Source organism: Synechococcus sp. CS-1326, from assembly GCF_025128115.1.
In the GTDB taxonomy this organism is placed as follows: Bacteria; Cyanobacteriota; Cyanobacteriia; order PCC-6307; family Cyanobiaceae; genus Regnicoccus.
Window position 1 is genome coordinate 37346 of record NZ_JAHLYV010000012.1, and the last position, 18611, is coordinate 55956.

Annotated in this window: 9 protein-coding genes; 6 read left to right on the plus strand and 3 right to left on the minus strand. The window is 63.1% G+C overall.

Features of this window, described 5'->3' with window-relative positions; translation table 11 throughout:
* Nucleotides 1-54: 54 nt before the first annotated feature.
* Nucleotides 55-1908 carry a glutaminase A gene (gene glsA / locus KQ307_RS03815; protein WP_259727002.1) on the plus strand — a complete coding sequence of 618 codons (1854 nt, stop codon included), beginning with the start codon at nt 55-57 and terminating at the stop codon, nt 1906-1908.
* 10 nt (nt 1909-1918) lie between these two features.
* Here the strand turns inward: glsA and KQ307_RS03820 are convergent, their stop codons facing one another.
* Nucleotides 1919-3400, minus strand: coding sequence for a mechanosensitive ion channel family protein (locus tag KQ307_RS03820; RefSeq protein ID WP_259727003.1), 1482 nt, complete (start codon nt 3398-3400; stop codon nt 1919-1921).
* 121 nt (nt 3401-3521) lie between these two features.
* Between KQ307_RS03820 and KQ307_RS03825 the strand changes: the two genes are divergently transcribed.
* The 3 genes from KQ307_RS03825 (at nt 3522) to KQ307_RS03835 (ending at nt 5445) form a co-directional block, all read left to right on the plus strand.
* Nucleotides 3522-4232 carry an SIMPL domain-containing protein gene (locus KQ307_RS03825; protein ID WP_259727004.1) on the plus strand — a complete coding sequence of 237 codons (711 nt, stop codon included), beginning with the start codon at nt 3522-3524 and terminating at the stop codon, nt 4230-4232.
* 230 nt (nt 4233-4462) lie between these two features.
* The gene (locus tag KQ307_RS03830; protein WP_259701900.1) at nt 4463-4762 is read left to right on the plus strand and encodes a DUF3307 domain-containing protein; all 300 of its coding nucleotides are present in this window, start codon (nt 4463-4465) and stop codon (nt 4760-4762) included.
* Nucleotides 4763-4845: 83 nt separating this feature from the next.
* Entirely contained in the window at nt 4846-5445 is a 600-nt protein-coding gene (locus tag KQ307_RS03835) for a hypothetical protein (protein ID WP_259727005.1), read from the plus strand.
* Here the strand turns inward: KQ307_RS03835 and KQ307_RS03840 are convergent.
* Nucleotides 5399-7300 carry an adenylate/guanylate cyclase domain-containing protein gene (locus KQ307_RS03840; protein WP_259701816.1) on the minus strand — a complete coding sequence of 634 codons (1902 nt, stop codon included), beginning with the start codon at nt 7298-7300 and terminating at the stop codon, nt 5399-5401. The two genes, KQ307_RS03835 and KQ307_RS03840, sit on opposite strands and share 47 nt — an antisense overlap.
* Before the next feature lie 8 nt (nt 7301-7308).
* Nucleotides 7309-9027, minus strand: a complete 1719-nt coding sequence (locus KQ307_RS03845; RefSeq protein ID WP_259727006.1) for a ShlB/FhaC/HecB family hemolysin secretion/activation protein — start codon at nt 9025-9027, stop codon at nt 7309-7311.
* Nucleotides 9028-9334: 307 nt separating this feature from the next.
* Here KQ307_RS03845 and KQ307_RS03850 point away from each other — a divergent pair, with 307 nt between their 5' ends.
* A complete protein-coding gene (locus KQ307_RS03850; RefSeq protein ID WP_259727007.1) occupies nt 9335-17296 on the plus strand; it encodes a YDG domain-containing protein in 7962 nt (2653 codons plus the stop codon).
* On the plus strand, nt 17293-18576 hold the full coding sequence (locus KQ307_RS03855) for a CHAT domain-containing protein (protein ID WP_259701813.1): 1284 nt from the start codon (nt 17293-17295) through the stop codon (nt 18574-18576). The genes KQ307_RS03850 and KQ307_RS03855 overlap by 4 nt, the downstream gene beginning before the upstream one ends.
* The last annotated feature ends 35 nt before the right edge of the window (nt 18577-18611 follow it).

An 18611-nucleotide genomic window follows, 5' to 3' on the forward strand; every position in this document is an offset into this window, starting at 1 on the left:
GCTAACGCCATCTTGATGGCCTCAGATCGGGCTCTGCTTTGCTCCGACCTCTTGATGGCGTCTTCCAGTCCCAAGGCGACCGTGATCCAGGGGCTGCTTGAGGGACTTCATGATCGTTTTCTCTCCTTGGATGAGGGTGCACCGGCCGACTACATCCCTGAACTGGCCAAGGCCGATCCCCATGACTTCGGCATTGCCATCGCCACGGTGGATGGACGCCTTTACAGCGTGGGAGATACGAACAAGTTGTTCACGATCCAATCGATTTCCAAGCCATTCGTTTATGGCCTGGCGCTCGATCTGCTCGGCACCGAACGCATGAAGGCGAAGGTGGGTGTGGAGCCCTCTGGGGAAGCCTTCAATGCAATCAGCCTCGACCCCGCCACCGGCAAGCCCCGCAACCCGATGATCAATGCGGGGGCAATCGCCACAACCGCGCAGATCAGCAGTCATGACCCGGACAATGCCGAGGAGATCCTGCTCGATTACTTCGCCGCCCTGGCCGGTCGACGGCTGATGATTGATGAACAGGTTTATCAGTCGGAGCGCGCGACCGGCCATCGCAACAGGGCAATCAGCCATCTGCTGCGAAATTTCAACATCATCGAGTCCGATCCTGAGCAGGCCCTCGATCTCTACTTCCGGCAATGTTCGATTCTGGTCAATGGTCATGACCTGGCTGTGATGGCCGCCACCCTGGCTTGCCAGGGTGGCAATCCGTTCACCGGTTCACAACCACTCACCTCTCAGACCACCACAAAGATTCTGGCCCTGATGGCCACCTGCGGCACCTACGATTTCGCCGGGCAATGGCTCTACGACGTGGGCATGCCTGCCAAGAGTGGGGTGGCGGGTGGCGTACTGGCCGTGGTGCCTGGCCGTCTTGGCATTGCCACCTATTCACCGGCACTTGATTCGCTCGGCAACAGCGTGCGTGGCATCGCGGTCTGCCAGGAGCTCTCCAAGCAGCTCGGCCTCAGCCTGTTCAACCAGTATCCGGAGAACAGCACCACGATCCGCCGCTCCTACAAGGGCTCCCAGCGTCACTCGCGACGGTTCAGGCCACCGGCCCAGCTGAGCTGCCTCCAGCAGAATCGCGACTCGCTGCGCATCGTTCACGCTCAGGGAGTGCTGGATTTCGCCGCTGTTGAGCGGCTGATTGCCGAACTGGCTCAGTTGCTGATCAATTCCTGGATCCTGGTGATCGATTTCGCCAATGTCTCCGAGCTGCCGGAAGAATCCAGGCACCTGTTGGTCCAGGAGCTGGCCTCACTGCGCTGTGAAGGGGTGATCGTGCTGCTGGTGCGATGCCATCACCTCGGCCTGGAAGCCGAACCCCTGGCTGGGCTGGATCATCAACCGATGACCTTTCTGCATCTGGATCAGGCGATTGAGCGGGCTGAAGATCTGCTGCTGGAATCAGTGCAACCAGAGAAGCTTGATCAAAGCATGCAAGAAGAGCATGATTATGGGGGCTTCCTGGAGTTGCTGGATCCAAGCTATCACCAGATTCTCTTCTCAATCGCCGAGCTGAAAACCTTTGACGTTGGTGATCATGTGATCAGAAAAGGAGATGCCGGCGATGAGCTCTTCATCGTCAAAAGTGGTCGCTTCACCGTCACAATCGATCTTCAGGGCAAGGACGGCATCCTGCATCAATCCCGCCTCGCCACCTTCGAACCGGGAATGTGTTTCGGTGAGATCGCTTTCCTCTCCAGGCAGACACGCAGCGCTGATGTGATCGCTGATCTGCCTGGCAGTTGTTGGGTCCTGTCTCGGCCCGCTTTCGATGCGTTGCGGCTCAAAGACCCCAACACGGTGACGGAAATGCTCCTGGCTCTCACCGGCGACCTTGGCAAGAAACTTGGGGTCACCAGCTTTCAATTGATGTTGATGGAGTATCTGTAACACTCCAGATTCATTGGATCAGAGACGCAAACAGTTGCTGCATTCTTTTCAGCAGCTGGTTCTCCTGAATCTGAACCGTTTCCCGCTCCAGGCCTTCCAGCTGGCCGCGCCGCTTGCTGACCAGATGGGCCAGGCCGTCCATCAGGGCAGGATTCCGCTTCAGCAGGGGAACCAGCTGCTCCCTGGAAACCTCCAGCAGGATCGACTCCTGGAGGGCGCGAATGGTGGCACTGCGCTCGCTGCCGCTGAGCATCGACATCTCACCGAAGATCTCGCCTGAATCAAGGCAGGCCAGCTGGAGATCCTCTGCATTCGGCTTCCGCTTCAGCACCTCGACCTGACCGGTGACCACCTGGTACATAGCTCCACCGGCTTCCCCTTCCTGCATCACCGTTTCCCCTGGCGCAAAGCGCAGGCAGCGGGTGTTGGCGGCGAGGCTGGCGATCTCCTGATCGGTGAGCCCGGCGAAGATCGGGTTGACGCGGAGAATCCCGGCCCGGGTCGATTCACTGCGGAGGATCGACAGAGTCCCATCCGCTGAAGGCCGCTGCCGGCGCAGCTCCCGGACCGGATAGGGAACTGAGGCCCCTTCCCGATCCAGTGCATACCAGATCTGCTCGAGCAGCTCGCTGCGCAGATCCAGAACGTCCGCCAGGTTGCCGGGCTTCTGAAAAACGATGATCTCGTAGTCGATCGCATACTCTCCGAAGCCCTTGATCCGCACGGCGGCGGCGGGCTCACTGAGGATGCGGGGATGGCTGCCGACGATTCCCAGCAGGATGCGGCGTGCCTGGGCTGGAGGCATGCCGTAATCCAGGGCGATAGCGAAGCGATTCCCCATCGATCCGAAGGCCCCGTAACTGCGCAGCACCACCGAGGTGATCACGGCGTTGGGCACCATCACCATCGCTCCGGTGACATCACGAAGGCAGGTGTCACGCCAGTCGATCGAAACAATCACCCCCTCGGTGGTCTCGTTGACGCGGATGAAGTCGCCGACCTTGAGTTGATCATCCAGTTGCAGTTCAAAGCCGGCGAACAGATCCTTGAGCGGCTCCTGGGCCGCCAGGCCGAGCACGGCGGTGAGCACGGCCGAGGTGGTGACCAGGCCGAGCAGATCGAAACGGGCCAGCTCCTTGAACACCACCACCGTGACCACCGAGCCGCTGGTGAGCATCAACAGCTGCAGCAGGACCGGCGGTGGCTGCGCCCAGGCACCGAGTGATGCCGGCACCTCGATCCCGGCCCAGAGCAGAACGCGGAGGCCGGCGTAGCTCAGCATCAGCTCATCGATCAGCTCCACCCAGGGGCGATAGCTCGCCGGAAGCAGGGCGACAGGCAGGATCCGCACCAACACCCACGCCCCGGTGGCCAGCAGCGGCAACCGCAGCGGGAAAGGCGTCAGACGGATGCGGCGGCTGAGCAACCTCACCAGCAGCAGCAGGGCCACCACACCGATCGCGGGAAGCAACACCGCCAGGACTCGCATCATGGGCAGGAGTGCGTGGCTGGGACGATCCCAGCCGAGAAGGAATTCGGCACGATAAAGGCTGCGATGGTCATGGTTCAGTCAGAACCGGCGAGCAAGCTGGAAGCTCCCCTGCCGATCATTGATGGAGTTCTCCCGACGAATCCGCTGCCTGGCAGCGGTGCTTGGAATCCTGCCTTTCAGCTTGACGCTGACCCCGGCGGCGGTGGCCCAGCAGGTGCAGCTCCGCTGCGACGGCACCCTGCTGGAGGCCTCGGGCCAGGCCGAGCGGAAGCGCAGCATCGAGAGCCTGCGCCTCTCGCTGGCCCTGGAGGCCGATGCCGCCACGGCTGATGGGGCCCTCGCTGCCCTGCAGGAGCGCCTGGCAGCGGTGCGGCTGGCCCTGCGGCAGCTGGCCGTCAGGGAGCTGGAAGTGAGCTCACCGTCCACCTGGCAGCGGCCGGCCAGCCGCAACCAGCCCGCAGCCGTGCAGGCCAACCTGCAGGTCAGCGGGCAACTGCCCCCCGCCCAGTTGCAGAACCTGATCCGCACGGTGGGGGCCCTGCCGGGGGTTCGCCTGGCACCGGTGAGCAGCGAGGCCGGCAGGGGGGACGACGCAGTTGTTCAGCGGCAATTGCTGCGGGAGGCGTACCAGGATGCCCTGACCCAGGCACGGGAGCTGGCTGGGGCCATCGGCTTGGCCCAGCTGAGCCCTTTGGAAGTGCAGCTTGATAGAGGCGTCCGTCCTATGATGAATAGGGCCGCGACCACTGATGCCTCCTCGCCCTTTGATCCGGCAGAGTTGCCCCCGCCCACCGACCGCACAAGCATGCTCGTGCGGTTCTGCGCCCACTGAAGCTTCCTGTGAAAGGGGTAGCAGCAGAATTTTGAACGGAAGAACTTGCGCCACAGCTTCGATAGGTGCTTCAGGACGAGATAGGCACCAGGACCCAGGGCCAACATCAACCGTTTCCGCACTTCCAGTGCGGCTCAGGCCATGGCTATTTTTTCTAGTCGGGCCGGTCGGCACCAGTTGCCGTGCTCGCTGACTCCTCTCATCACCTGCATGCGCTGGACCTGTTCCTGATGCTCGTCATGGGGCATTTCCTAGGGGATTTCGGCCTGCAGAGCGACCGCATGGCGACGGAGAAATGCCCGGGTCATGACGTCACCCTGCCCTGGTACTGGTGGCTCGGAGCTCATGCCGCCATCCACGGCTTCCTGGTGGGTGTGATCACCGGCGTGCCTCTGCTGGGGCTGGCGGAATGGGTGGCCCACTCCCTCACCGACATCGGCAAGTGCCGGCACTTTTACCGCCTGCCTGGGGATCAGACAATCCACCTGGCTACCAAACTGTTTTGGACTTTCGTGCTGGTGCGATGGTGAAGTCAGGAATGAGCGAACTTCGCACCCAAACGATGATCCACATTCATACCTACGTTACCCGCAGGTTGCTGGGAGTCCTCGCTGTGGCTGTCCTCAGCTTTGAGGCCACGGCCTCCCTGGCCCAGACCAACCTGCGTTCAACCTTCCCCGGCCGCCGCATCGGTGGCGGCACCCGCGGTGAGTGCACCGCACGGGTGCTGGCCCACCTGGTGCCCAGGGACAGCGTCTTCGCCCCAGGCCCGGCGCTCTCAGTAGCCCTACTGGAGGGACCCACGCCCACCCCCCGACCCCTGCAGGTTCAGTTCCGGCCCCAGGGCCCCGGAGGCACGGCCGCCGGCCCCGCCGTGAAACGGGAGCTGCCCCCTTCTGTGGCGGGAGTCACTCTGCTCCAGCTGACCAGCTTCACAAACACCCAGGTCTGGGAATCCTCCTTCCGCTGCGATGCCGGTGCTCAGCCCGTGGCTGACGATCCAATCAACTTCGTCGAAACAGTGGCACCCCCGGCCCTGAGCCTGCTGGTGAGCGAAGGCTCGGCCGACGACCGGAGCCTTCAGGCGAATCTGAAGAAACTCAAGAATCTCTGCGGCTCCCAGGTGGCCAAGGCGGAGCTGGCCAGGACTTTCGGCCTCGAAGACGTCATTGGTGCGGACTGGCCGGCATCGCTACCGGTGCGCTGCCCCTGAGTTCCCAGACATCAAGCGGTTCCGTTCGACCCTTCACCTGCAAACTGCCCCAGGCCTCCCACTCCACGGCTTTGGGAGCGCTCAGAAGCACCAGATCGCGCGTCACGGAGGAGACCAGCACCCGGCAGAGGCCGCTCTGACGCTCTCTCTCCGAGCTCTCCAGCCGCGAGGCGCAGTTGACCGTGTCGCCAATGACGGCGTACTCCAGCCGCTCGCTGCTGCCCATCGATCCCGCCAGCACAGCGCCGGAATGAATGCCGATGCGCATCCGCATCGCGGGTTCCCCATCGGCGGCCAGCTCGCCGTTGAGTTGCTCCAAGCCGTGCTGGATTGCCAGGGCGGCGTCGATGGCATCGGCGGCGTCGGCCACCTCCCCCTTGCCCAGCGGTGCCCCGAACACCGCCAGGAAGCCGTCGCCGGTGAACTTGTTGACCATGCCGCCCCGCTCGGTGATCGCCGGTACGCAGATGGCCATGCCGCGGTTCAGCCAGGCCAGCAGTTGGGCTGGCTTGATTCGCTCGGAAAGGGAGGTGAAATCACAGGTGTCCGAAAAGAGCACGGTGACGGCAAGCAGGCGGCCTTCGAAGCGCCCGTCGCTGAGCAGTTCATCCCGTTGCTCCCAGAGCTGCTGGGCCACCGCCGGTGAGGTGGTTTGACCCAGCAGGCGTTGGATCTGTTGGCGCTGCTGCTGGCTGGCCGCCCCGCGCCGCAGCCAGGCGGCCCCCGCCATCAGAGTGAGAGCGGCCATGGGCAGGGTGGTTTGCACCCACACCCCGTTGAACAACAGCGCCACGGCGCCGCCCAGGCCCAACATCACCACAGCGGTCACGGCGAGGATGCTCCGTCGCAAGGTGGCGAAGCTCTCCCCCAGGGCCACCCCCAGCCCAAGGGCCAGCAGGAGCAGCAGCGTGCCGCTCCAGCCCGGCAGAGCCCGAATCCCATGGGGTTGTCCATCGGCGAGGGCCAGCAGGGCGGCGGTGCGGTTGGCATGAAGCTCCACGCCGGGCATCTGGATCTGGCGGGCCGCCAGCACAAAGCGTGTGTACGGAACGTTGAACAGATCCCGCAGGGTGGGGGCGGTGCTGCCGATCAGCACGATCCGGCTGTTGATCTGTGCTTTGGGCACCTGCTGGCTGAGCAGCTGATCCAGTGACCAGACGGGAAAGCTGCCCGGCTGATGGAACGCCAGCATCTGCTGGAAGCCTGCGGCATCGAGGTCGAAGTAACCACCCGAATCGCGCTCGATCCAGCCCTCGGCGTTGGGTCGAGCCTCAAGGCGTCTACGCAGTTCGCCGTTGCCGCGAAACACTTCCACCAGCCGCAGGGGCAAGGCCACGGTGGCGGCATCCTGGCCAGACACATGAACCAGGTCCCGGCGTACGACGCCATCGGCGTCGACCACCAGGTCGTTGAAGGCCATGCGGTTCGCAGGGGTGCCCAGGATCGGGCCGATCGATTCGGCCACGTTGAAGATCGATACCAACCGTGGATTGGCACGGGCTTGAGAACGCAGGCACCTCTGCTTGAGACCGACGCCCCTGTTGCGGTAGAGATCCAAGCCGATCGCCCGGGCGCCATCGGCGCTCAGGGTGTCGATGGCCCGGCACAGCAGCCGGTCATCGATCGGCCAGCCGTGGCGAGTGATGTCCGCTTCGCTGATGCCGATGATGACGATTGGCGTCGTGGCTCCTGATGGCGCCGGCCGCAGGTAGGTGATCAGGTCGTAGAGCAGCAGGTTCAATGATTCGCCGATACCCGTGACCCGAAGCGCCACCACCAAAAGCGCTGCCACTCCGTAAGGGGCCGTCAGCAGCAGCACCTGGCTCAAACGATTGGGGCGAGATGATTGGCCCATGGAGGCGCTCAGAACCGGTATTGCACCTTGCCGTAAAAGCCCTTGCTCAGTGTCCAGTCGGCCCAAGGGCCAAGGTTAGTGCCGGTATCAAGCTGGTCCACCCAGCCGGCTTCCAGGGTCCAGTCGTCGCCGACGAGCCAGCGGGCGAGGATGCCGGTCGAGCCCACATAGTCGATCAAACTGCCATGTTTCAACTGGGTGTAAACGCCTCCGTAGCCGAAGAAGGGAACCAGCTGCAGCGCCTGCTGCTGATTTTCCCAGAAGGTCCAGACCAGTTCAGCAGTGCCCAGCCAGCCGCTGTCCCCGCTGATCAGCTGGCCCGGCAGGCCGCGCAGGCCCACATCAGAGCCGAGGGTGAACTGCATCGAGGAGGTGAGCGGGTTGTAAGCCACCTGCCCACCGCCCCTCAGATTGAGCTGCCAATTCGGTGCGAATCCCCAGGCGGCCGAGATCAAAGCCCCAAGGGCAGTGGCCTGACCGGGGGAGATGCCCCCCTGGGACAGCTCGCTGATCTGAGTGGCTGGGGTGAAAGCCCCGATCCCCTGGAGCAGGTAGGCGTTGCCACTCCAGCCCACGGATTGGCTCAGGCCGCTGCCGCTCAGCCCCACTCGCAGGAAACCCGTGCGGGGGGAGCGCACACTTTCGGGCAGGAAGCTGGGCAGGGCCTTGCCTGCCAGGTAGGTGTCGCTGCGGTTGATGCTCAGCCCCGCGAAGGCGGCCCAGCGCTGGGTGAGGGATTCCTTGAACACCCACTCCAGCTGCCCCAGCCCCTGGAACTGGCGGGTGCTGAATTCATTCGCAGGAGCAGGCAGCTCGATCAGGTTGCGGCGGCTGTAGCCGAAGGAGCCCGTGAGGTTGAACTGGTCGCTGAGGGGATAGGTGTAGCTGGTGGAGCTGATCAGGGTCCCCAGGGAAGGGTCATTGTTGAAGTTGAGCTCGCCGTAGAGCAGCAGGATGTCGCCGGGTGCTGCCAACCCCCCCTTCAGGAGGGTGGCGACCGCCCGGCCTTCGCCGGAACCACTGGAGCCGTCGTTGCGCAGGGAGAGATCGCCCTGGAGCGGCTGACTGCCCAGCTCCGCGTTTACAGTGAGTACAGCCTGGCTAGGGTCGCTTCCCAAGCGCGAGAGGTTGCTACGGATGCTCTGGATGCCCGCCTGCCGCTGCAGAAGCCGCAGTTGGCGCTCTAATTCACCCAAGTTCAGCACTGCGCCTTGCAAGGGCCGCAGCAGACGGCTCACCCGGCGGCTCAGCCAGGCATTCTTGGCATTGACCCTCACCTCCACGATCTGCCCTTCCACCACCTCCAAGCGACCAGGGGCGGGGCTGGTTTCGACAAAGACGCGGCTGTTGACATAACCATCGGCCACAAGCCGGGCCGTGAGGCTGGCGGCGCAAGCCTTGAGCCGCTCGGCCGGATCGCTGATCGCCAGGCAGGGCTGAAAGATTTTGGTCAATTCAGCGCTGGAGTAGCGCTTGAGGCCCCGCACCTCAGGTGGCTGGGTGGTGGTGGGGGGTGTCGCCGGCGGGTTGGTGGTGGGTGCACCGGGGCCGATGGGAGATGGACCAGGGGTGAGCGGGGCCGCTGGCTCCACCGGCTGCAGATCGATCCATGGGGCGGGTCGATCGCGATCCGGCCGTTGCTCCCCGGCGCCAGGTCCTGGGAGGCGCACCGGACCTTGCTGCAGTGGCGGAGCCACCAGCTGGGCCAGCAGCGGCAGGGGGAGCATGAACATTCAGCGAAGTTGCCGAAGGCAAGTTATCGGAAGTGATTGAATATGGCAGATTTCCAGGCCCCTTAAACAATCAATCCCCGCACTCCTCCAATCGTTGTCGTTGGTGCTTCCCCTGGAAGGGCCGCAACACCGTCGCATGATTGCTCAGAGCCAAAGTGTTTACCCAACATCTCGAATATCCGCTACCTCGTGTCGGCGGCAACAATCGCCTCCATTAACCTCTGCTAGCTCTGGAGAGTTTGATGTCATCAACCCTTCTCATCAACATTATGGTGGCCTTTGCATGGCTTTGAGCTCCCCATTGACCCCAGCGCTTGGGCAGGGCGTGGCCGTGGCGATGGGCTTAACGGCCCTGCTGGCTGGGGCTCCGGGCCTGGCAGGCGAGGTGAGGGCCACCGCCGGCGCATTGGGGCTTGGCACAGCAGTGAACGGCCGGGTGGGCGGAAGCTGCGGAGGGGGTTTGTGCCAAGTGGGCGGGGGCAAAGCAGCGGGCCGCAACCTGTTTCACCGTTTTTCGGCCTTCGACACCCGCGGCGGCATCAGCGGAGTGAACTTCGCCACCGGTGGGCACCAAAACGTGTTCGTGGGGGTGACCAATCCCCTGGGCAGCTTCATCGACAAGCTGATCTCGTTTTCGAGCCCCGGCAACCTGTTCTGGCTCTCCCCGGGCGGCATCGCCATCAGCGGCGCCGGTGGATTCGCCAACATCCAGCAGCTGAACCTGAGCACGGCCACGGGCTGGCGCGTGGGCAACGGAATCTTCGATGCGGCGGGCACCACCGCTGGCCAGGCGGCGTTGCTCAGTGGCACACCACTTCAAGGATCGGCCGGCCCACTCACCAATCCAGCCAGCCTGGCGGCAATTGGCCTGCAGAAAAACGGTGATTTGAGCCTCTCAGGCGGCCTGCTCACGGTGGATCAGAGCCTGCTGCTCGATGCCCAGGGCGGCAACGTGCTGCTGCAAGCGGCAGGGATCCAGGCGCCCGCCGCCATGGTGGCGATCACCGGGGCCTCGGTCTCACTGGAATCCAGCACGGTGGATGTGAGCGGCCCCACGGGAGGTGGCAAGGTGCTCCTGGGTGGCGGCCTGCGTGGCGCCGACCCCACGATCACCAACGCCCAACGCACGGGCGTGGATGCGGCCAGCGCGGTCCGCGCCGATGCCACGGGCTTGGGATCGGGCGGCACCGTGGTGATCTACGGCACGGACAGTGCCCGGGTGGAGGGCGCCCTCTCGGCCCGCGGTGGCCCCCAGGGTGGCGATGGCGGCCTGGTGGAAACCTCCGGTCGCCGCGAGCTGCTAGTGAGCCAGGCGCCAGACGCTTCAGCTTCGAACGGTAAAGGGGGCACTTGGCTGATCGATCCCAAAAACGTCATGATCCAGGCCGCTGGGCCCGACAGCAACGTCACGGGTCCACCGGCCGTGACCACCACCGGCGACAACGCGGTGCTCACCACCGCCACAGTTCAGGGCGCCCTGAATGCAGGCACCAACGTCAGTGTGGCCACCAGCGCCGCCGGCACTCAGGAGGGCAACATCACCGTGGCTTCACCGATCAACAAAACGGCCGGGGGCGATGCCACGCTCACCCTCACAGCCCACAACAACATCAACCTCAATGCGAGCATCAGTAGCAGCAGCGAACAGCTGAATCTCTCGCTCAATCCCGACAGTGATGCCAGTGGTAGCGGTGCCTCCATCCTGGCCAGTGGCGCCACCCTCGCGCTCAACGGCGGCACGGCGGCTTTCAACGGCAGCACCACCTTGGCAGGAACGATCATCGGCAGCACGATCACGGGGTCGGCGCTCACCTCAATTAATGCAACGCTGCAAAACATAACCTTCGGCAGCAATCTCACCACCAGTGGATCGATCTTGTTCACCGGATCGTCGACCACCCTGGCGGATGGAACCCTGATCAACTGGAGTTCCGGGGACTGGAGTTTTAGCCCCAACCACACCCTGCAACCAGCGATCAGCGGCAGCGCGACGATCACCAAGACGAACGGCAGTGGGCTGTACATCGCTCGGGGGGGGCCTGGAGCGCTGACGCTGGCGCCTGGCCTCACCCTCCAGGGCTTTGGAAGCATCTTCCCGTGGAGTGGCCCTGCAACGTTGAACAACCAGGGCACGATTCGTGCCAGCACAGCAGGCCAGGCATTCACGATCAGCCCGACGACGCTGAACAACAGCGGCACGCTTGGCGCCACCACCGGAAATCTCAGCATCAGTACCACCAACCCATTCATCAATGCTGGCGTTCTTGAGATCGGCCAAGGCAGTATCAGCACTGGCAACCGCAGCTTCACCAATGGGGCGGGTGGCACGATTCGGGGTGGTCCAGGGCTAGGGGGGGGCAACCTCGATCTTGGTACGGGCACACTCACCAATCTCGGCACCATCAACCCTGGCGGCGTTGGCATGGCAGGCGCCTTAAGGCTCACGGGGAACCTGGCCCTAGGCAGCACCTCGGTCCTCAACCTGGACCTCGGCGGCGCCACGCCGGGCAGCCAATACGACCAGCTGGCGGTTTCAGGCAACGTGAACATTGGTGGCACGATCAATGCCCCGTTGATCAATGGTTTCAGCCCCAGCCTTGGCCAGAACTTTGATGGGATCACATCCGGTGGGATGGCCACCGGCAGCTTCACCAGCTCGAATCTGCGTTCCGGATTCAATGGCGCAATCGTCGGCAGCATCTACCGCCTTACCAACTCCGGCCTGAGCTGCCTGGGTACGTGCTGGGATGGCGGCGGTGGCACCACCAATTGGGAAACCCTAGCCAACTGGAACAGTGATCAGCTGCCCACCGCCATCGATGTGGCCTACCTGAATCTGGTGGAAGGTGTCGATGTGACCCTCTCCAGCAGCCAGAGCATCAAGGGGCTGAATAGCATCGCCGGCAACAACCTCACGATCAATTCCGGAGGATCGCTGACGCTGAACGATTCAGGAACGAGCTCCACCCTTGCCGGAAGTCTCACGGTCGCTGGCGCGCTGGACGGCAGCGGGAACCTCACGCTGGCTGGTGGTAGCACCTTGAGTGGTGGTGTGATCAGCGGCTCGGGCCTGCTGATCACTGATTCCGACACCCTTGTGAACGGCTTAGTGAAGTTCAGCGGCAAGACCTTGAACAACCTGGCCGGCCGCACAGTGACACAAAGTAGGAACTCTAAAGTGTTCCTCACTGGCACTAATACTGTCAACAATGCCGGCGTCTGGCGTATAGAGAGCAGCGATGCCACGCCCATTGTTGGCGTGAACTTCAGCATTGTCTTTAACAACAGCGGCACGTTGACCAAGGCCGAGGGTTCGGCTGCCATCACCACGTTCAACTTAGAAGGCAGCTTCAACAACACCAGCACGCTCAATAACACAGGAACACTCAATGTGGACGCTGGAACGCTCGTCCTGCCATCCACCTTTTTCTCCAATGACGGTCTGATCCATATGGCATCCGGGGCCACACTGGTGCGCAGAGGAGGCTTCACCAATACCTCCAGAGGCACCCTCTCTGGCTCTGGCACCATCGATGTGGGCGCCGGAAACACGCTCACCAACCTCGGCACCATCAGCCCTGGCGGCATTGGCGTCCCGGGCATTCTCAGCCTCACCGGTGAACTGGCCCTAGGCAGCACCTCTGTGCTGAATCTCAACATCGGTGGCTCCACACCCGGCAGCCAATACGACCAGCTATCTGCTTCGGGCAACATGAGCCTGGCTGGCGCGATCAACACCCAGCTGATCAATGCCTACAACCCCAGCCCGAGTCAGAACTTCGATGTGATCACATCCGGTGGTACGGCCACCGGCAGCTTTGCCAGCTCGAATCTCCCTTCGGGATTCAATGGCGCGATCATCGGCAGCGTCTACCGCCTCACCAACTCCGGCCTCAGCTGCCTGGGTGCGTGCTGGGATGGCGGGGGCGGCACCACCAATTGGGAAACCCTGGCTAACTGGAGCAGTGATCAGCTGCCCACCGCCATCGATGTGGCCTACCTAAACCTGGTCAACGGTGTCGATGCCACCCTCTCCAGCAGCCAGATCATCAAAGGGCTGAACAGCCTCGCCGGTAACAACCTCACGATCAATTCCGGTGGCTCATTGACGCTGAATGATCCAGGAACGAGCTCCACATTGAATGGTGGCCTGAGTATCAACGGCGGCGTGTTGACCACCAATGGAGCGTTGACACTGAATGGATCTTCGCAATGGGCCGGCGGCAGCCTGAATGGACCTGGAGTGCTGACGGTGGGAAGTGGGGGAACGCTGGTGGTGAGCGGCGGTGGCTCCTATGGCTTGAGCCAATTGACCAATCAGGGAACCCTGCAATGGACGGGCGGCAATGTGGATTTCAGTGCCAGTGGAGTGATCAATAACAGCGGCCTGTTTGATGTGCAGACGGATGGTTTCTGGGGGAACAACGGGAATTTCACGATGGCGTTCAATAACCTGACGGGTGGAGAGCTGCGCAAGAGCGCCGGTCTGGGGACGGCGTCTCTGGGAGTGGGCAGCAACCGGGTGAACCTCACCAATGACGGCTTGGTGAACGTGAGCTCGGGCACGTTGGCGATCAGTCCTACGACGGCGATGCAGAACAATGGCCGGATTCTGACGGCTTCAGCTACAACCTTCCAGGTCGCCTCCGGCGGCCTCACAAACACATCCACTGGCACCCTCTCGGGCTTCGGCACCATCGATATTGGCGCCGGTAACACGCTCACCAACCTTGGCACGATCAGCCCCGGCGGCGTTGGCGTGGCGGGCACATTAAGCCTCACGGGTGGCCTGATCTTGGGCAGCAGTTCCGTACTCAACCTTGAGCTGGGCGGCCTCACCTCCGGCAGCCAATACGACCGACTGGCGGTTTCAGGCAACGTGAACCTCGGTGGCACGATCAACACTCAGCTGATCAATGGCTTCAGCCCAAGCCCAAGCCAGAACTTTGATGTGATTGCCTCCGGTGGCGCGGCCAGCGGCAGCTTTGCCAGCTCGAATCTGCCATCGGGATTTAATGGGGCGATCGTGGGCAGCGTCTACCGCCTCACCAACTCTGGCCTGAGCTGCTCCGGAGTCTGCTGGGATGGCGGCGGCGGAGACACCTTCTGGGAAACCCTGGCCAACTGGAGTAGTGATCAGCTGCCCACCGCCATCGATGTGGCCTATCTGAACCTGGTGAGCGGTGTTGATGTCATCCTCTCCAGCCGCCAGAGCATCAAAGGGCTGAACAGCATCACCGGCAACAGCCTCACGATCAATCCCGGTGGTTCGTTGACCCTCAGTGATCCCGGTACCACGTCCACCCTCACCGGCGATCTCACGGTCGCTGGCACCCTCACCATCCAGTCTCCCCTCACCGCATCGTCGTTGGCATTCAACGGCGGCATTTTGAACGGCAACGGCAGCCTCACGGTCACCAACGCTTTCACACGCCTGGGCGGAACCACGGGCACCGCCCTCAGCGGGGTCACGCTCAACCAGGCCAGCGGCGATCTCAGCCCAGGCGCCTGGGCTGTCAATGGACCGGTGTCATTCACAGCGACAGCAGGAAACCTCCTACTCGACGGACCCGTTTCGGCCACCACCCTTCTGGGCCGCGGGGCTTCAGGACTGACCTTGCAGATGGGTGCGTCGCTCAATGCCAGCGCGAGTACGGCAAGCGCTTTGGTGCTCGATGCCGGCACGGGCGCTTTCACCAACCTGGCCGGCGCCGGAGCGCTTGCGGTGGCACCAGGGGCGCACTGGCTGGTCTTTTCCGCCAGCCCCCTGAACGACAACCGCGGCGGCCTGAGCTACGCCTTCAAGCAATACGGCATCGATTACGGCAGTGCAAGCCCCGTGCTGGGAGCCGGCAATGGCTTCCTCTACAGACTCTCGCCAACGATCACAGCAAGTCTCACCGGCAGCATCAGCAAAACCTATGACAGCACCGTGGCTGCACCGATCGCATCTGGCAACTATTTCGTCAGTGGCACGATTGACGGCGACACTATCCAGCTGAACAATCCCACGCTCGGGACCTACACAACGGCCGGCACGGGGAGTGGTTTGAAAGATGTCGGCAGCGGCAAGGGTGTTTCGGTTGCTGGGATGGCGATCATTGGCGCCAGCGAAGCTGCCGCCACGGTGTATGGCTACCAGTTGGCCAGCCCCAACGCGAGTGGCACCACCGTGGGAGCGATCACCCCCCTGGCGCTCACCGGCGCCGCGATCGCACCCTCCAGCTCGATCTACGGCTCAGCGCTCAGCCCCGGTGCCGTCAGCTTTGACAATCTCTTCGCTGGCGATCTCGTCAGCTCCGCCGCCTCCGTCAACACCGGCGGCGTCAGCAGCAGCGGCAACCCGATCGCTGGCTCCTACTCCCAAACCGCCAGCTCCTCACTCACAGGCAGCGACGCCGCGAACTATTCCTTCTCAGGCTTCACCACAGGACGTGCGAGCTACACGATCAATCCCCTCAATCTGTTCGTCACGGGGGTCAGCGCCAACAACAAGGTGTACGACGGAACCACTTCGGCCACGCTCAACACCACTACCGCCACATTCAACGGCCTAGTTGCCGGCGACAGTGTGAGTCTTGACGGCAGCGGCTTCTTCGCCGACCCCAACGTTGGACTGGCCAAGCGCGTGGTCGTCAACAGACTAACGCTCAGCGGGCCCGACGCCGCTAACTACAGCCTCATTGGCTTCCCCAGCGTCCCCAACGAACCAAGCTCCGCTCCACTGGCCACCGCCGACATCAGCATCCGCCCACTGGCCACCTGGAAAGCCAGCACGGCGGGCAATTGGAGCGATGCGTCCAACTGGGATGCCCTGCCCAGCGGCTTCAATGTGGCGGTCGTGGCGATCCCTGCCGGCAGCGGCGCCCTCATCTACGACGCCGCCGCAGGCAGCACCAGCCTCCAGAACCTGTACAACAATCAGAGCCTCAACCTCACCGGTGGCTCCCTGACAGTCAGTGGCTCCACCACCGTGGGAGCGGGTGCCACCTTGAGCCTCAATGGCGGCAACTTCACCACCGTCGCCCTGCTCAACCAGGGGCTTCTGAATGGCAGCGGACCGCTCGTTCTTAACGGGATCTATACAGAGAATGGCGGCAGCATCGGCAGCGATTTCTCCAGCGTCGCCATCACCCAGAGCAGTGGCAACCTCAACCTCGGGGGCGTTGGGGCCCTTGGCACAATCACCCTCAGCAGCCCGGCAGGCGGCCTCAACCTCAGCGGCGCGGTGAGCTCCGCCGGTGGCCTGATCAGCCTCAGCTCCAGCGGGGCAACCCAGCTCACATCAGGTTCATCGCTCACCAGCCCCGGCGCTCTGATCTTCATCAACAGCTCTGGCCCCCTGAACCTCACTGGCGCCCGCGTCGATGCCAGTGGCGGCAGTGCCGGCGGAACCGTGCAGCTTGATGGCAGCAGCATCAACCTCAGCAACACCATGCTGAACACGTCAGGCGCCGGCGATGGCGGTTCGATTCAGATCGGCCTCAAGGCCCAACCCAGCAGCGTCACGATCAGCAACTCCAGCTTGATCGCCGATCCACCAGCCCTCGGTGGATCAATCACCATCGACGCTGCCAGTATTGCCATCAATGGCTCCGCCCTCAACGTATTCGGGCTCAGTGGCGGTTCCATCGTGCTGGGCTCAGCCAACACCGACAGCCTCAGCCTCGATGCGTTCACCTCCTTGGTGGGAGGCGGCGAGGCCAGGTTCAACCTGTTCGGCAGCTCGATCCTGAACAACGCCAGCATCGTCGGTGGCCGGTTGTTCGTGAACGGGGTGGATGTAGCTCTGAGAACTACGCCGCCCGAGCCTCCCAAGATCGTTGACGTGGCACCGATTGTGGCTCTACCCACTGAGGGGAGGTTCCAGCTCAGCGTCAATCTGGGTCAGGTTTCTCCGCTGGCCACAATTGACTACACCGCACCGGGATCAGCGCTGTTCTCCCAATGGGCAGAACTGGGAATCGATCCGCTCGCCTTCACCCTCACGCAATCCGCCTTCCTCTCTGCCGATCTGAGCTTGGGGGATCTTCCATCCACAGGTGAATCCGGGGTATTTGATCGGACGGTGCAGCAACTCACCCTCCTTCAGGTGCAGGAACAGTTCACCACCGCCGAGCAACGGGCGATGGAAGAGACCGCAGCGAAACTGGGGCTCGACCCAACCGACCGCCGAGCGGCACCCTCCCCCTCCCAGCTGCAGGCGAGCCTGCGAGAGGTGATCAACGCCGTGCGCAAGCGGATCCGCGGGAGCCAACCATGAGCAGGCTTTCGCGCCACTGGCGGAACCGTTGTCTGGCGACCTCGCTGCCGCTGCTCCTCGGGCTCGCCCTGGCCCCCCCAGGTGCCCTTGCGTTGCAGCCAAACCCCTCCCAACCACTCCTGAACCGGGCATCCGACGGTGCATCGCCCTTCGATCCGGCCCTCTACAACCCAGCGATTCTGCGCATCGGCTTCAGTGAAGCCAAGGGGAAAACTGCCAATCCCCAGGCGGATGCCTTCCTCGATCTCACCCTGGTGCCGCCCGATGGGGACGTGCAGGGCTCCCGCATTGAGGTGTCGCTGAAGCGCTTCAACGAGCTGCTGCGCAAGCTCTACGGCCAGCTGGCCAGCCAATCACCACTGGATGTGAGCGATCCCAGCTCATCGGCCAGGCAGCTCGACTCGATTCTGATCCAGCCAATTGCCGAGCACCTGCAGAAGAACAAGATCACCACTCTGCTGATCTCCGCCGATGCGGGCCTGCAAGCGGTGCCCTTCGCCGCCCTCCATGACGGCCAGGCCTACCTGGGTGAGCGCTACGCCATCTCCATTACGCCGGCCCTGGGGCTCACCAAACTGACGCTGCTGCCCGAGAAGGCCAATCCACAATTGCTGGCGGTCGGCGCCTCCGAGTTCGTGGGCCTCAACCCACTGCCACTCGTCCCCCAGGAACTGAACCGGGTGGGCAAGGACAAGACAACCCTGATCTTCCTCAACAAGAGCTTCACGCCCCAGGTGCTTCTCGAGAAAGCCAGTGACCCTCGCATCAATCGGGTGCATGTGGCCACCCACGCCGATTTCCTGCCGGGGGGGCCGGCGGCGGCTCGACTTTACTCAGGGATCGGACCCATGTCCCTCGACCAGCTAGCCCAGCTGCGCCAGCGACGTGGTGAGGATCAACTGGATTTGTTCAGCCTCAGTGCCTGCCGTACTGCCCTCGGAGATGCGGACAGTGAACTGGGCTTCGCGGGGTTGGCACTGCAGGCCGGTTCCCGCAGTGCAATCGGCAGTCTCTGGTACGTCGACGATGTGGCCACATCGGCTCTATTCGTGCAGTTTTACCGCTTCCTGGATCGGGGCCTTCCCAAGGCAGAGGCCCTTCAATTCACCCGCCGGGCCATGGCGAGCGGCACGATGCGGCTCATCGGCGATCAGGTGATCGGGGCCGGAGGCGATGTGCTCCTCTCCGGCCTGACCACTGCCCAGCAGCGACGCATCGGCGGTGGGCTGGAGCATCCGTTTTTCTGGGCGGGCATTGTGTTGCTAGGCACCCCTTGGTGAGTGGTGTCCTGGGCTATTTCCCCTTGGGTTGGAAC

What these genes read in the sequence shown, in the direction of transcription:
- glsA (WP_259727002.1), top strand. Translation starts at nt 55, where the DNA reads ATGGCGTCTTCCAGTCCCAAGGCGACCGTGATCCAGGGGCTGCTTGAG.
- KQ307_RS03820 (WP_259727003.1), bottom strand. Translation starts at nt 3,400, where the DNA reads ATGATGCGAGTCCTGGCGGTGTTGCTTCCCGCGATCGGTGTGGTGGCC.
- KQ307_RS03825 (WP_259727004.1), top strand. Translation starts at nt 3,522, where the DNA reads ATGGAGTTCTCCCGACGAATCCGCTGCCTGGCAGCGGTGCTTGGAATC.
- KQ307_RS03830 (WP_259701900.1), top strand. Translation starts at nt 4,463, where the DNA reads ATGCTCGTCATGGGGCATTTCCTAGGGGATTTCGGCCTGCAGAGCGAC.
- KQ307_RS03840 (WP_259701816.1), bottom strand. Translation starts at nt 7,300, where the DNA reads ATGGGCCAATCATCTCGCCCCAATCGTTTGAGCCAGGTGCTGCTGCTG.
- KQ307_RS03845 (WP_259727006.1), bottom strand. Translation starts at nt 9,027, where the DNA reads ATGCTCCCCCTGCCGCTGCTGGCCCAGCTGGTGGCTCCGCCACTGCAG.
- KQ307_RS03855 (WP_259701813.1), top strand. Translation starts at nt 17,293, where the DNA reads ATGAGCAGGCTTTCGCGCCACTGGCGGAACCGTTGTCTGGCGACCTCG.